This is a genomic window from Nisaea nitritireducens, from assembly GCF_014904795.1.
In the GTDB taxonomy this organism is placed as follows: Bacteria; Pseudomonadota; Alphaproteobacteria; order Thalassobaculales; family Thalassobaculaceae; genus Nisaea; species Nisaea nitritireducens.
On record NZ_JACZFS010000010.1, the window covers coordinates 128,588 to 142,983 of the forward strand.

The 14,396-nt window shown below is 57.8% G+C and carries 12 protein-coding genes; 8 read left to right on the forward strand and 4 right to left on the reverse strand.

Annotated elements, in window-relative coordinates:
* Positions 1 to 58 precede the first annotated feature (58 nt).
* Positions 59 to 3,313, forward strand: a complete 3,255-nt coding sequence (locus IG629_RS03985) for a PAS domain-containing hybrid sensor histidine kinase/response regulator (RefSeq protein WP_193170686.1) — start codon at positions 59 to 61, stop codon at positions 3,311 to 3,313.
* 33 nt (positions 3,314 to 3,346) lie between these two features.
* Here IG629_RS03985 and IG629_RS03990 read toward each other — a convergent pair whose 3' ends face one another.
* Positions 3,347 to 4,213: a DMT family transporter gene (locus IG629_RS03990; RefSeq protein WP_193170687.1), complete on the reverse strand. Its 867-nt coding sequence runs from the start codon at positions 4,211 to 4,213 to the stop codon at positions 3,347 to 3,349.
* Between the two features lie 393 nt (positions 4,214 to 4,606).
* On the opposite strand from IG629_RS03990, the gene IG629_RS03995 reads away from it, so the two are divergent.
* From IG629_RS03995 to IG629_RS04010, 4 genes are all read left to right on the forward strand, one after another.
* Positions 4,607 to 5,371 (forward strand): alpha/beta fold hydrolase, encoded by a 765-nt coding sequence (locus IG629_RS03995; protein WP_226886443.1) that lies wholly within the window; start codon positions 4,607 to 4,609, stop codon positions 5,369 to 5,371.
* Between the two features lie 53 nt (positions 5,372 to 5,424).
* Entirely contained in the window at positions 5,425 to 6,489 is a 1,065-nt protein-coding gene (locus tag IG629_RS04000) for an isocitrate/isopropylmalate dehydrogenase family protein (protein WP_193170689.1), read from the forward strand.
* Between the two features lie 28 nt (positions 6,490 to 6,517).
* Positions 6,518 to 7,348, forward strand: a complete 831-nt coding sequence (locus IG629_RS04005; protein ID WP_193170690.1) for an aldo/keto reductase — start codon at positions 6,518 to 6,520, stop codon at positions 7,346 to 7,348.
* A gap of 207 nt (positions 7,349 to 7,555) precedes the next feature.
* Positions 7,556 to 7,876 carry a hypothetical protein gene (locus IG629_RS04010; protein ID WP_193170691.1) on the forward strand — a complete coding sequence of 107 codons (321 nt, stop codon included), beginning with the start codon at positions 7,556 to 7,558 and terminating at the stop codon, positions 7,874 to 7,876.
* A 3-nt stretch (positions 7,877 to 7,879) separates the two neighbouring features.
* On the opposite strand, the gene IG629_RS04015 is transcribed toward IG629_RS04010, so the two are convergent.
* From IG629_RS04015 to IG629_RS04025, 3 genes are read right to left on the reverse strand one after another with little or no spacing between them, the layout of a single operon-like run.
* Positions 7,880 to 9,106: an MFS transporter gene (locus IG629_RS04015; RefSeq protein ID WP_193170692.1), complete on the reverse strand. Its 1,227-nt coding sequence runs from the start codon at positions 9,104 to 9,106 to the stop codon at positions 7,880 to 7,882.
* Positions 9,107 to 9,120: 14 nt separating this feature from the next.
* A complete protein-coding gene (locus IG629_RS04020) occupies positions 9,121 to 9,720 on the reverse strand; it encodes a thiamine pyrophosphate-dependent enzyme (protein WP_193170693.1) in 600 nt (199 codons plus the stop codon).
* A gap of 3 nt (positions 9,721 to 9,723) precedes the next feature.
* A complete protein-coding gene (locus IG629_RS04025) occupies positions 9,724 to 10,269 on the reverse strand; it encodes a thiamine pyrophosphate-binding protein (RefSeq protein WP_028464981.1) in 546 nt (181 codons plus the stop codon).
* 183 nt (positions 10,270 to 10,452) lie between these two features.
* On the opposite strand from IG629_RS04025, the gene IG629_RS04030 reads away from it, so the two are divergent.
* From IG629_RS04030 to IG629_RS04040, 3 genes are read left to right on the forward strand one after another with little or no spacing between them, the layout of a single operon-like run.
* A complete protein-coding gene (locus tag IG629_RS04030) occupies positions 10,453 to 12,777 on the forward strand; it encodes a molybdopterin guanine dinucleotide-containing S/N-oxide reductase (RefSeq protein WP_193170694.1) in 2,325 nt (774 codons plus the stop codon).
* 55 nt (positions 12,778 to 12,832) lie between these two features.
* Entirely contained in the window at positions 12,833 to 13,546 is a 714-nt protein-coding gene (locus IG629_RS04035; protein WP_193170695.1) for a class I SAM-dependent methyltransferase, read from the forward strand.
* 23 nt (positions 13,547 to 13,569) lie between these two features.
* The gene (locus IG629_RS04040) at positions 13,570 to 14,394 is read left to right on the forward strand and encodes a MaoC family dehydratase (protein WP_193170696.1); all 825 of its coding nucleotides are present in this window, start codon (positions 13,570 to 13,572) and stop codon (positions 14,392 to 14,394) included.
* Positions 14,395 to 14,396: the final 2 nt, after the last annotated feature.

Consider the following 14,396-nt stretch of genomic DNA (forward strand, 5'->3'; position numbering starts at 1 on the left):
TTGCCGCTAGGGTAAGCGTTGGCATCGGTCTTCTGCGGCCGTGGGATTTTCCTTGAAGATGACCGGATCGAAGCCGATTCAGCAAAAATCAGTCGATACTGCCGTGGCGCCGGATGCTGAAAATCGTGCCCGGCTGCTGCAGATTGCAGAGCGGCTGGCAAAACTTGGGTACTGGCGACTCGATCTCGCGAGCAATACCGTCTTTTGGTCTGAATTCGTATACTTGCTGCATGGTCTGGAGCCTGGAAAAGGGTCCCCTGACCTTCAAGCTGCCTTAAATGCCTATCTCCCTGAAGACAGACCAAAAGTCAGTGCCGCAATTGAACGATGCGTAGCATCGGCGGAACCTTTCGAGTTCTCCTTACGGATCCGGCGCCCGGATGGCGCGGTACGTAACGTGCTGTCCGCCGGCCTTCCCGAACTGGATGAAAGCGGGAGCGTTATTGCGGTCATCGGCATATTCCAGGACATAACGACCCAGGATGACGTTGAAAAAGCTCATAGAGCCAATGAGTTGTTGCGTCAGACGATCGACGCCCTCGATGAGGCTGTGAGTATCTACGATCCAGATGATCGTTATGTGTACGCCAATCCGAAATATTTCGATCTGTTCCCGTACCTGAAGGAGATCGAGGACCTTGAGGGCAAGTCCTTCGAGGACGTGTTGCGTATCAGTCTGCAAAACCGTGTCGTCGATAGTCCGCTGGCCCGGGACGATCCGGAAGCTTACATCGCGCAACGTCTGAAGGCGCGCAGAGAGGTTGCCGGAGAGCTAGGGGACAGACGGCATAAGAGCGGGCGCTGGTACGCGGCCCGTGAGTTCCGGACGGACGCGGACGCGCATATCACAATGCGTCGGGATGTTACGGAACAGCGCATCGCCAGCCAGGAACTTGAACGGGTCACGGAGCGCTATGAGCTCGCCGTCACGGCAGGGGGAATCGGGGTCTGGGAATATGATCGGTCCGCCGATACGTTTTACTGGTCCGATTTTGCCATCAGTATTCTGACCGATGGTGAAAGCGCGGAGCCTGCTGACATAGAGTCGCTGTTTGAAGCCGTGATCCATGAGGATGCAGAGCATTTCAAGGGACAATACTGGGCTTGCCTGAAACATCGGGCGGTTATGGATATTGAGATCCGGATGCGTTCTCTCGATGGGCAGATTAAATGGGTGCATTGGCGGGGGCGGCCAATAGCCGGCGACAACGGCGAGATTTTGCGCATTGTCGGATCGATCGTCGACGTGACGCGGAGGAATCTCGATCAGGAGCGGATTGTCCGGAGTGAAGCGCGGCTGAGCGAAATCGCGAGAACGATCCCCGGTGTTCTTTGCCAATGGTCGCTCGAAACCGATAACAGCCCTCGCTTTTCCTATCTCAGTCCGAAGGCTGCTGAAATTTTCGGGTTCGAGGATGCGAGTCCAAGTGGCGTTTCCTCGGCGCTGCGGCCGATCGCTGCGGATGCAGACGCGGTGAATACAGCCCTGGCTGCTTCATTCCGCACCGGAGATCAGGTTCGTTTCGAGGCACGTTACGAATTGCCACAGCGTGGAATTCGTTGGATTCGCAACATGTCCGAAGTCGCGAACGTTTGGGATGATCGGATTGATTTCACCGGTGTCATGGTTGATGTCACGGAAATCAAGGAAGCCGAAAACAAGATCTTCGAAAGCGAACGGCGCTTGGTGGATGCCATCGAGTCGATCAATGAAGCCTTCGCGTATTTCGACAATAATGACCGTCTGATGATCTGTAACCAGACGTACCGGAAACTGCGCCCTGAGATCGCCGACCGTATCGAACCGGGGTTGCTTTTCGAGACCTTCGTAGAACTTGTCGCCGAGTGCGATTACATCCCGACGGGGTATGAAGGCAGAGACGAATGGGTTCGCGACCGTCTCGAAATGCACCGCAACCCAAGCTTTGAGCCGGTACAACAGGTTTGGCCGGACGGACGGGTTTATCTGGTCGCGGAACGCCGAACCAAAGAAGGCGGTACGGTTATCACGCTCACGGATATTTCCGATCTAAAGCGCCGCGAATCCGCGCTTGAGGAAGCGCATGCCCGTTTGTCGAGCCAGCACGATGCGCTCGAAAAATTGGCGGAAGATCTTGATAATGCACGTCGAGCTGCGGAAGCTGCGAACGATGCAAAATCCCAATTCCTGGCGATGATGAGTCACGAAATCCGGACGCCGATGACCGGATTGCTGGGAATGGTCCAGATGCTCCGGGACGAAGACCTCAGCGACCGGCAGCGGGACTATCTCGACGTTCTTGGACAGTGTGCAGATACACTGCTTAGTCTTCTGAACGATATTCTGGACCTGTCGAAAATCGAAGCCGGCCAGCTTAGTCTTGAAAGTATAGAATTCGATCTGGAGCGTGCTGCACAGGAGATCGTCACCTTGTTCGGCGGGAGTGCCTCTGACAAGGGAGTGCGGCTTGTCAGTCGCATGTCAGAAAAAGCCGTTCGGGCTGTGCGCGGAGACCCTTTGCGCTTCAAGCAAATCCTCGCAAACCTTCTCAGCAACGCTATAAAATTTACCGCCGAAGGCGAGGTGGTTCTGATTCTGGATGCGGTCCTGGACGGAAGCGAAGTCTTGGTTTCCGGCAGCGTTTCGGACACTGGTATAGGCATCCCCGAGGAGGCTATGTCTCGTCTGTTCAACAGATTTGATCAGGCGGATACCTCGACCACGCGGAAGTTCGGCGGAAGCGGCCTCGGTCTCTCTATATGTCAGAGATTGCTGACATCCATGGGCGGCAATATCTCGGTGAATTCTTCGCCGGGCAAGGGCAGTACATTCACGTTTTCGATTCTGCTTGAAGCCGGTTCTGCCAATGAAGAGCCGACTTTGTCTGTCGGCACGTCAAACGTGGACGCTGGGCCAATTGATAGAGTTGATCCGAAAATCACCCCAAGCCTGCGGATACTGATTGCCGAGGATAATGCTCTCAATGCCGACCTGATCGCGATGATGCTCGAAAAATGGGGACATGAAACGGAAATTGCTCCGGATGGTCGAGAGGCCGTGAATAAAGCGGCCCTCACAGCGTTCGATCTGATCCTGATGGATATGCAGATGCCGGAGCTGGACGGGCCAGATGCCACGCGTGAAATCCGGACGGGAAGCGGGCCGAATAGGGAAACGGCAATTGTTGGTTTGTCTGCCGATGCCATGCTTGAACACCGGGTGGGATATCTTGAAGCCGGGCTCACCGATTTCGAGACAAAACCGGTTGATTGGGATCGGCTCAGGCAGCTGATCGCACGGTTGTACGAGTGTGGCTGGATGCCTCATCGTTGAGGGCGATGCGGAGTGCTGGCCCCACGATGAGTTTTATGCGTCGGGAGCGTGCTGTACCCGCCGCATTTCTTTTACGGAATATGCCGCTCCCGCGAAAATCACCAATGATCCAACAATAGTCAGATAGCTCGGGGTTTCTTGGAAGACCAGAATGCCGATCAGACCAGCGAATATAAGACGAGTATATTCCATGGGCTGCACGGCAGAGGCTTCGCCATGTTTATAGGCCTTGATATTTGCATATTGGGCCATGGACATCAGCACGCCTGTCGCCACCATCGCGATCAGTTCAATCGCGGTCGGCGTCTCCCAATAAAAGTAGGCCGGGATCGCGAATGCGATGGCCAGTCCGAAAGACTGGTACGTCATGATGGTCACCGGGCTTTCAGTCTTGGTCAGGGTCCGGGTGACAATTATGACTACCGCGAGGAAAACCGCAGAGCAGAGCGCCAGGAAAGCGTAATAATCGATCCCGTCGAAGCTTGGCTGCAACACGATCAAAACGCCAATGAAGCCGAATATCGTGGGCCCCCAACGCCTGAGATCAACAACTTCCTTCAGCAACACAACCGCAAGCAACGTAATAAATAGAGTGCGCGCGAACGAAATAGCGGTCACATCCGCCAGCGGCATATGAATCACTGCCGTGAACCCGGCCGCCATGGCGCCAACTGAACAGAAGACGCGTGCTCCATGGAGTTTCAAGCGGTCGGTTTTGAAGGCGTGCGGAAAGGATTGAATCATCCGGGGCGACAGGATTGCGATCACACAGATCTGACGAATGAAGAGGATTTCCCAAACCGGAATCCGCTGTCCCACATCCTTGATGGCTGCCGTCATAACCGTAAAAATGAGCGAGGCGAGGACGAGCCAGATGCAGCCCTTCAGATTCTCGGGCACGCGACTCCAGATTTGAGACGCCCTGCTCCTTACCTGTCGGCTTCCGATCAGGTCTCTCCGAGATTCTAAACTTTCGGGCATCAGGTTCGCTTACATATTTTATGACGACGCTATTCGTGATGTATTTTTGGTTGTTGTCAATTGCTTTGTATCCAAATCAACACCAGTGAATTGTTACGTCGGGCTGGTTGGAACGTTCCTAAAAACGGCGGACCAATTCGCATTGATATATGCTACAGATCGTCTCGCGTCCTATCCTCCGATTGAAATTCCGCGATTCTCATGTCTGAAAAAACTGCTGCCAAGGCAAGCATCGAGCCTTTGGCTCGAAACCTCCTGAAGACTCTCCAAGAGGAGGGGCAGGTAATCGAAACCCCTTGTGGTGATGGCCGAATGGTCTGGCACAAATGGGGAGAGGGGCCTTGTGTCGTTCTGGTGCATGGCGGATTTGGATCTTGGAATCACTGGTGTCGGAACGTTATGGCACTGTCGCGTGAATTTACCGTGATTGCGCCGGACCTTCCCGGGCTTGGCGACAGCGATGAGCCCGACAATCCGAGTACGGCTGAGCATATCGGCGAAATCCTGGCTGACGGGCTTGAGCGGGTCATCCCCGCCGGAGCCGGTTTTCATATCGGATGTTTCTCCTATGGAGCTGTTCCCGGCAGTGTGGCCGCTGTTCGCCATGGGAATCGCGTGCGCAGTTTCACCCTAGTAGGGGCCGCTGGATTCGGTCCGCGCGAGCGGCCGACAGACGGTTTGATTCGCATCTTGCCGGAAATGGACGAAGCCACACGCCGGGCGACAGCACAGAACAATCTTGCGGTTCTTATGTTTGCGGATCCTCGGAACGTCGATGATCTGGCGATCGATATTCAGCTCGTGAACACGGCGCGTGCGCGATTCCGGTCTCGGCCGCTTTCGCTCTCCGACACTGTGCTCCGGAACCTGCCGCAGATCTCTGCACGACGAAATGCGATCTGGGGGAGCGAGGACATCACGGCCAAAGGCATGCTGCCTCAGCGGAACGCAGCCATAAAAGCCGCGGACCCTGATGCTCAAATTGTCGTCATGGATGGCATCGGGCATTGGGTTCAGTACGAGGCAGCCGATGCATTCAATGAATGCTATCTCGGTATGCTGAAACAAACGCCCTGAGATCAACGATCCGGCATGATAAAGCCGGGCGAATAATATTGGAGGAAACGAACATGAAACTGGTTGTCCTGCCCGGAGACGGGATCGGTCCTGAAATTGTGGCCGCGACGACGACTGTTCTCAAGGCTGCGGACGAGCGGTTCGGGCTGGGGCTGGAATTGGAGGAGCATGCGATCGGCGAGATTTCGCTGGCACGCGACGGCTCCACCCTGCCAGAGTCGGTTTTCGAGAGCGCGTCTGCAGCGGACGGAGTCATCCTCGGGCCGGTCTCGACGGCGACCTATCCGTCTCCCTCTGAAGGAGGCCTCAATCCGTCTGCCGAGTTCAGGCGCCGTCTGGACCTGTTCGCCAATATCCGCCCAAGCCGATCTGTTCGACATGATGCAGCGCTGGTGAAGGATATGGATCTGGTGATCGTGCGCGAGAACACAGAAGGTTTCTATGCGGTTCGCACGATGTTCGCGGGTGGCGGCGAATTCATGCCGGACAAAGACATGGCCCTTGCCGTGCGCAAGATCACCCGGCAGGGGGCGGAGCGGATCGGCCGTGCTGCCGCCGAACTGGCCATGACTCGCCGCAAGAAGCTGACGATTGTCACCAAATCGAACGTTCTGAAACTCAGCGACGGACTCTTCCTGGAGGCTGTGACAGAAGGCGCGAGCGCATTTCCGGAGCTTGAGGTTGAGGAAGTGCTTGTCGATGCCATGGCATCTCATCTTGTTCGAAGCCCCGGAGCCTTCGACGTTGTCGTCACCTCGAATATGTTCGGCGATATTCTCTCGAATGAAGCGGCGGAACTCGCTGGCGGTCTTGGTTTTGCCGGCTCTCTCAATGCCGGGCTCCGGCACGCGGTCGCCCAAGCGGCCCATGGATCGGCACCGGATATCGCTGGCAAAAACGTCGCGAACCCAAGTTCCGTTATGCTGTCTACGGGTATGTTGCTTGAATGGCTTGCGGATCGCAGCGATAGCAACGCCTTGCGCGAAAGCGCACGGGCAATTGAATCTGCGGTCATGGCCTGCGTCGCGGACGCGGCCACGCGGACACAGGATATCGGCGGCGCACTCAGCACGGATGCATTCGGCGCGGCGGTCGCCCGGCGGGTCGCTGAAGTCTGAGTATTCAGTCGGAAAGAAGGAACGGACGATGCGCACCCTGACACTTCCGGACGGCCGGTCCGTACCGGCTCTTGGCCTTGGCACATGGTACATGGGTGAAACCGCCGGTGCCCACGATGGAGAGGTCAGGGCGTTGCAGACTGGCATCGATCTCGGAATGACCCTGATCGATACGGCTGAAATGTATGCCAGTGGTGGAGCGGAAGAGGTCGTCGGCGATGCCGTCCAGGGGCGCCGCGACCAGGTTTTCATCGTCTCCAAGGTGCTGCCATACAATGCCAGCCGGAAAGGGACGATCGCCGCCTGCGAGGCCAGCCTCCAGCGACTCGGAACGGATCATATCGATCTCTATTTGTTGCACTGGCCTGGGTCTCATCCGCTTGCAGAGACAATAGAAGCATTCGAATCCCTTCAGGCGGCGGGAAAAATCGGCGGATACGGCGTCAGCAATTTCGACGTCGCGGAGATGGAGGCGTGGGAAAAGGTGGCCGGTTCTGGTACCTGCCAGACCGATCAGGTGCTCTATAATCTCTCCCGGCGCGGTATCGAATGGGATCTTGTGCCCTGGGCGCGGGAGAGGAAGATCCCGCTCATGGCCTATTCGCCGCTTGAGCAGGGACGCCTACGGGACACGAGTCTGGATTCTGTCGCGGACAAGCATGGTGTTACGGCGATGCAGGTCGCGCTGGCGTGGGTTCTCCGCGACCCGTCAGTCATCGCCATTCCGAAAGCATCGAACCCGGTTCATGTTCAGGCGAACAGTGCCGCACTTGAGCTTGTTCTTGACCAAGAGGATCTGGCTTTGCTTGATCGTGCGTTCCCTGCGCCACGCCGAAAACATGCATTGGAAATCCTGTAACGGTTCACGCTGCATGAGACTTGCAATATTTAAAGTTTTTGGATCGTTTGGCTTAGCGTGCGGAAAGTGTTGTGGTTTTCGGACGGTTAATACGGTGCTAATTAGCTCTCGTCGCATTTACTATAAAAAGGACTTGGCAAATTTGGGGCGAATCATCACTATATAGAGTATTGCGGCTTGAATACGCGACAACTTGGAGTACAGGCAATGAGTGCCGTCGATAGTAAACATGTTGAGCGTAAGAGCCTTGAGATCCTCGCTGAAGCGATTGATCGCACGGTTGGGTCCGGCTTTGTCCACTCAGCAATTGCAAAAGCGGCCAAGACGCTCGAAGAGAAAGAATTCAACGCTGCGGACAAGGCATTCCGTATGCTGAACCCGCGTGAGACCCGCAAAGTCGAGAAATCTGCTCTTGAGAGCGCGTCGCTTTTTGTGGAGCACGGCGAGTATTCGGATCCGACCGACGATATGAAGCCGAATCCTGATTACAGCGATATCCGGGCGCGTTCCGTAAAGCTGGGTTCCTGACGTTTACAAACTTGTTCTGGCGCCCCGAGCAGCCAGTGCGATTGTGCCTGCTCCGGCAACAGCCAGTATAGCGGTGACCAAGAAGCTGCCGCTGTAGGTGCCCAGCAACTGGTAGCCGAGTGTGAAAATCGCCGGCCCGACAATTACCCCTGAAAAAGTGAAGAACAGCGCGGCGCCTGTCATGTTTCCGGCTTTCCCGTCGGGGCTGTGCTGAACGACGGCAGACGCGAACACTCCGTTCCAGCCCATGGCCGTAAACCCGAAGACAAAAAACAGCGCATAAACAAGGCCAACGGGCCAATCCGGTGCGATGAAAACCGTTGCCAAAGCGGACAATCCCGTTAGCAGCGCATTGATGATGAGCGCGGCGAATCCGCTCCGGATACGATCCGCAAGAACTCCCCAGGCAATACGGCCGATGACGCCGGCAACCTGCACAGCAGTCAGCGCGAGGCCTGCTGCGACGAGCGTATAGCCGGTTTCCTCAACCAGAAAGGTGACGGCGAACGCATTCAGGGAAAGTTGGATCGCGGCCAGAAACAGCCCGGTAAAGCAAAGCCAGCGGATAGCTGGCAATTTCCAGGCGGCTTTGATGTCGGCAAGTGGGGACCGGATGAGTGGGGCTGTGCGGGAACGGTCACTGTCCCAGCGCTTTCGGAAGAACTCCATGACGAGCGCCATCGTGAGTGCGGCTAGGATGGTCACCAGCATGCTGGTCTGCCAATCCAGCGCCAGGGCAATGGCAGGGGCGAAGGTGCTGGCTGCAATCCCGCCGAGCGGTACGCCGGTAAACCGGATGGAGAAGACGAGATTGCGATTCTTCGGCGTGACAATCTTCGACATCAGATGGGCTGCCGGCGGATTGATCAGGCCGTAACCGAACCCGATGATGAAGGAGCCGAGCGCCATCAGGGACAGCACACCGCTGGCAATCACCAGATGAGCAAGGGCGAAGAGACAAAGGCTGACCTGGGAAACCCGCCAGGCACCGAGCCGTGCCACCAGACCTCCGGCAAGCAGGCTCGTGACCATCCCGCCGATATAGACCACGACGACCTGCAGGCCGATGAGCGAAGCATCGACGCCGAGCGCTGCAGCAGCCTCCGGCGCGATTGCCGGCAGCCACAGCGAGGCCATCGAGCCGATCAGCTGGACCCAGATCATGAAGAAGACAACCGTCACCGTGTCGCGGAGAGGCGGTGACGGTTGGGTCTCTGTGGGGTGTGTCATGTCGGCGTGCGCCGTCAGTTCGGGTGCAATGCCTTGTCCGGGCCGAGTACGGCACTGCGGAAGGTGTTCTTCACGAACTTCCCGTCGCGTGGCGGCATGATGGTCTCACCGGTTGCCACATCGATCTTGATCACGGCAACGAGCGGGAACTGACCTTTTTTCAACACTGCGACCAGTTCATCCAGTTCTGCTTCATTCCGGATCGTCATTGTGTTGCCGATGCCGGCGCCGGCTGCCATGGCGGCGAGGTCTGTGCCGCGCCCGGTCGGTGCGGCCTGCATGCCTGTCTCGCCGTAATGCTCATTGTCGAGCACGATGACGGCCATGTTTTTTGGCTGTTGCAGGGCAATGGTCGAGAAGCTGCCGACGCCCATAAGCTGTTCGCCGTCTCCCGTGAGCACCCACACGGTGCGATCCGGTTGTGCCAGGGCAAGTCCGAGCCCGGTCGGTGCCGCGCCGCCCATGCCGCCCCAGATGTAAAAATTCTCCGGGCGGTGATCGATCGCCGCAAGGTCCCATGTCGGGGAGCCGAGACCGCTGATACACAGGGCATCGCCACGTACGGCCATCAATTTCGTCACAACGTCGCGGCGGAAGAGTTTGTTCTTGCTCATAATTCAATCTCCTGCCGCATCTTGCGCCGCTGGCGCCGAGAAGGCTTTCGCACCGATCAGTTTCTGGCCGATCAGAACGGCGACAGCTTCGCCACCATGGAAAGACATCATCAGTCCCGCTTGAATGGCATCCGCGGCATCCTCGGCTGTATCGGCGCGCAGGCAGCGCACACCGACCGCTTCGAGCACTGGCTCGACCGCACGTCCCATGGGCATTTGCCAGGGATTTGACTCCCCGTAGTCGCCGCGCATGGTGACGATCATGAAAAGCGGGAAGGCGCAGGTTGTGGTCAGGGATGCGATCATGTTGATCGTATTGCCGACACCGCTGCTTTGCATCATGACGGCGCATTTCTGGCCGCCGAGCCAGGCACCTGCGGCAACCGCGATGCCTTCTTCCTCGGTCGTTAGCGGGACTGTCTGGATGTCGTTGTCTGCAAGGCTGGCTTTGATAATGCCGCTGAGGCCGGCATCCGGAACATAAGCGACCTGCTTAATTCCATGTTCCTTGAAGAGGCTGTGCGCGTTAGCGCTCCAATCGCCGCTCATCTGTTTCCTGCCCATTTATTTGATTTGCAACATCATGGCCTGCCGCCGCCGTAACTGTCCATGCGCGGGGGGCCGGTTATTCGGAACCGGTCCCATTCCACGATGTCCATATTGCCAAGCAGTCCATTGTCTTGGTGCAGCGCCTGTCACATAGTCGTCGCGACTAGAAACCGGGAATTGATCATGTCGCTCAAGACCGACCGCCGCCTGATACCGACATCCGCCCATTGGGGTACCTATTTTGCCGAAGTCGAGAACGGCAAGCTCGTCGCCGTACACGATTACGAGAAAGACCCGGCCCCGGCCATCATTGGCCCTGGCATCGTCGATGCGATTGACGATGAGGTCCGTGTGCGCCGCCCTATGATCCGCAAAGGCTGGCTGGAGAACGGCCCGGCCTCGCGCGAAGGACGGGGCAGCGACCCCTATGTCGCCGTGCCGTGGGACGAGGCGCTCGACATGGCGGGGGCTGAGCTGAAGCGGATCGCGGAGACGCACGGCAACGAGGCGATATTTGGCGGTTCCTACGGCTGGTCAAGCTCAGGCCGGTTCCATCATGCGCAAAGCCAGGTGCACCGGTTCCTGAACTGCATGGGCGGCTATGTGCGCCATGAAGGGACATACAGCTATGCGGCGGGGCAGGCGATCACGCCGCACGTCGTAGGTCACTTTAAGTATCTGCTCGACGAACATACGACCTGGCCGGTGATCGCCGAGACAAGCGAACTGGTGGTGATGTTTGGCGGCGTGCCGGTAAAGAACGGCCAGGTGACGTCCGGCGGCGTCGGTCGGCATACCGTGTTCGAAGGGCTGAAAACCGCCTACGAGATGGGGGTCGAGTTCGTCAATATCAGCCCGATCCGGAACGACGTGATCGAAATGGTCGAGCCCGAATGGATCGCCCCGCGCCCGAATACGGATGCGGCGATCATGCTGGCGCTGGCCCACACGCTCTATACCGAAGGCCTGCACGACGAAGGTTTCCTGGAAGACTACTGCGTTGGCTTCGACAAGTTCCTGCCTTATCTGCTGGGCAAGACTGACGGCCAGCCGAAGACGCCTGAGTGGGCGGAAGGGATCTCCGAGGTTCCGGCCGAAACCCTGAGAACGCTTGCCAGACGCATGGCCGGTGGCCGGACCATGATCATGGTGGCCTGGAGCCTGCAGCGCGCGGATCATGGCGAGCAGCCTTACTGGTTGGCCATCCTGCTCGCTGCCATGCTCGGGCAGATTGGGTTGCCGGGAGGCGGCTTCGGGCTCGGTTACGGCTCGGAAAATGGCATCGGCAATCCGGTTGAAATGTTCAAATGGCCGGCGCTGCCTCAGGGCCGCAATCCTGTCGACAAGTTTATCCCGGTCGCGCGGATCTCCGACATGCTGCTCAATCCCGGCGGCAGCTTCGAGTTCGATGGCGGAACGCACACTTATCCGGACATCAAGGCTGTCTATTGGGCGGGCGGGAACCCGTTCCATCATCACCAGGACCTGAACCGTCTCGTGCAGGCAATTCGCCGCCCGGACACAGTGTTTGTGAATGAAATCTGGTGGACCGCCCTGGCGCGGCATGCGGATTTCGTGTTCCCGACAACCACGGCTCTGGAACGCAACGATCTCTCCATGACGCACTGGGAGCAGACTATCGTCGCCATGCAGAAGGCGATCGAACCGGTTGGTGATTCCCGGCATGACTATGATGTTTTCACCGGGCTCGCGGAACGGATAGGTGTTGCCGATACTTTCACCGAGGGCCGGGACGAGGAAGCGTGGCTGCGCCATCTCTGGGATCAGGCACGGCAGCGTGCGGCGGAAGCCGATTTCGAGCTCCCCGATCTTGAGACCTTCCGTGAGATAGGCGCCATGGAGGTGCTGCAGCCGAAAGAGCCTGCTGTTCTGCTGCGGAAGTTCCGTGAAGACCCGGAGGCCAATCCGCTGACCACTCCGAGCGGCAAGATCGAGCTTTTCTCGGAGACCATCGCGGGGTTTGGCTATGAAGACACGCCTGGGCATCCGGCTTGGGTAGAGCCCTATGAATGGCTAGGCTCACCTTTGACCGGGACCTATCCGTTGCATCTGATATCGAACCAGCCGAAGACGCGTCTGCACAGCCAGCTCGATAGCGGCGCAATCAGCCGTGGTTCGAAAATCAATGATCGCGAGCCGATGAGCATGCACCCGTCCGATGCTGCCGCACGCGGGATCGAAAACGGGGATGTGGTCCGGCTCTTTAACGACCGTGGCGCCTGTCTTGCTGGGGTAATCATCTCCGATGCCGTCCGTCCGGGAGTGGTGCAGCTCTCGACCGGTGCCTGGTATGATCCGGAAGAGCCGGGAGTGGTTGGCTCGCTCTGCAAGCACGGCAATCCGAACGTGCTGACCCGAGACATCGGAACGTCTCGTATAGGGCAGGGTCCGAGCGCGCAGTCAGTGCTGATTGAAGTCGAGAAATACGAAGGAACGCCGCCGCCGGTGACCTCTTTCGTGCCGCCGCGGATTGAAGAAAAGGCTTAAAAGAGAATCTGTTCGGTGCCTTTGTTAATCTGGGCTTTGTGAGAGTCGGAAGACAATGCTGGTCGGTAAAATGACTCGGAAAAACCTGCTCGCCTGTCTGCCAACGGGCGGCGCGGCGATCGAGATCGGTGTCGCCGAAGGTGTGTTTTCCTCTGATATTCTCGAGATGGCCAAACCTTCCCGTCTCCATTTGGTGGATCCCTGGGTCCACCAAAGCCGGCAGGACTACCAGTTGGATGCCAACAATGTTGACGATGAGGCGAACGAGGAGCGTTACCGGGCGGTCCTGAGAAAATTCAGTGCCGACATCGAAAGCGGCGTGGTCCATGTTCAACGCGGCTTCTCACAGGATGTGCTTCCGGAGCTTGAAGACCATACCTTCGACTGGGCCTATGTGGATGCCATGCATACGCGAGACGCGGTACGAGAGGATCTTCGACTCCTCTGGCCAAAGGTGAAGCCTGACGGGCTGATACTCGGGCATGACTTTTCCAACAGCCCGGAGGCGCGGGCGCGTGGTTTCGGCGTTGTCGCTGGTGTGCGTGATTTTATCAGGGAATCAGGGGCGCATCTTGTCGCCATAACGATGATCTCGGAGTTTTTTCCCTCCTACGTTTTGGCAAAGTCGCTTCACCCAGGTGTCGGCGCGTTTGCCGAGCAGTTCCTGCTGCGGTCGGAGGCGACAGTTGAAATACGATCTCACTCTCCCGATTATCAGCACAAGGTGGTCAAAATCGGCGATCGAGTCGTAGCCTATCCATCTTTCTAGTGCCTTTCTGGCGGGAGAGTGAAATGGTCCATGCAGCCCCTGCGCCACGCACCAAGACGGAAGAATTCTACCCTGGTTTCCGCTTCCCGGAGCGACCCGTGATCCGTACGCGGGAATATCAGGACAGCAGGTTACAGGCCTGCGGTGTCGATCCCGTTCTCTATGGCGATCAGGCAGCGGCCGGCTTGTTCGGGCAGGATTGTTTCAAGGCGATGCGGGCGGCCGGTCATCAGGTCGATGGTTTGGTCCAAACAGAACAGCGGTTCCGGCAGTTGGAGCCGATTGCCATCGGCGAGACCATCACCCAGCGCGGCTGGATCGAGGCGTATGAAGAGGTGCCGCGCGGCCACCGGTTGCACCGTAAGTTTGAGTTTGTCCTGAAAGACGGCACTGTCGCGCTCACTGCGGATGTTATCGGATTGGTTCCCGACAAGGAAAAGTGGGCTGCGGCGGCAAAAAAGGCCCCTCAATCAGCTCCGTCCGATCCACGGGGCGGATATACGCCGGTTTCCGAAAAAAAGACGACACCGGAAGATGTTACGCTGTTTTCTTCAGATGTCGGAAACCTGATCCATTTCGAGCCTGATTTCGCCGCCAATCTGGGTTATCGCGCACCGCTCGCGCAGGGTCTGCAGACCATGGTCTGGATGATGGGTAAACTTACTGAGGACGGACCTCCGGTATCGTTCGAGCTGGCGGCGACCTTCCGCCGGCCGGTGTTCTGGGATGAAGACGCGAGCCTCTGGCTACACCGGGGAAAAACAGGCTTCATCGACAGCATGCGCGCGTTGAATGCGGGCGGGAAGCTGACCGCCGAGCTGTCCGTCTCCTCGCTTTCCTACGCCTGACC

What these genes read in the sequence shown, in the direction of transcription:
- IG629_RS03985 (WP_193170686.1), top strand. Translation starts at nt 59, where the DNA reads ATGACCGGATCGAAGCCGATTCAGCAAAAATCAGTCGATACTGCCGTG.
- IG629_RS03995 (WP_226886443.1), top strand. Translation starts at nt 4,607, where the DNA reads ATGGTCTGGCACAAATGGGGAGAGGGGCCTTGTGTCGTTCTGGTGCAT.
- IG629_RS04000 (WP_193170689.1), top strand. Translation starts at nt 5,425, where the DNA reads ATGAAACTGGTTGTCCTGCCCGGAGACGGGATCGGTCCTGAAATTGTG.
- IG629_RS04005 (WP_193170690.1), top strand. Translation starts at nt 6,518, where the DNA reads ATGCGCACCCTGACACTTCCGGACGGCCGGTCCGTACCGGCTCTTGGC.
- IG629_RS04010 (WP_193170691.1), top strand. Translation starts at nt 7,556, where the DNA reads ATGAGTGCCGTCGATAGTAAACATGTTGAGCGTAAGAGCCTTGAGATC.
- IG629_RS04015 (WP_193170692.1), bottom strand. Translation starts at nt 9,106, where the DNA reads ATGACACACCCCACAGAGACCCAACCGTCACCGCCTCTCCGCGACACG.
- IG629_RS04020 (WP_193170693.1), bottom strand. Translation starts at nt 9,720, where the DNA reads ATGAGCAAGAACAAACTCTTCCGCCGCGACGTTGTGACGAAATTGATG.
- IG629_RS04025 (WP_028464981.1), bottom strand. Translation starts at nt 10,269, where the DNA reads ATGAGCGGCGATTGGAGCGCTAACGCGCACAGCCTCTTCAAGGAACAT.
- IG629_RS04030 (WP_193170694.1), top strand. Translation starts at nt 10,453, where the DNA reads ATGTCGCTCAAGACCGACCGCCGCCTGATACCGACATCCGCCCATTGG.
- IG629_RS04035 (WP_193170695.1), top strand. Translation starts at nt 12,833, where the DNA reads ATGCTGGTCGGTAAAATGACTCGGAAAAACCTGCTCGCCTGTCTGCCA.
- IG629_RS04040 (WP_193170696.1), top strand. Translation starts at nt 13,570, where the DNA reads ATGGTCCATGCAGCCCCTGCGCCACGCACCAAGACGGAAGAATTCTAC.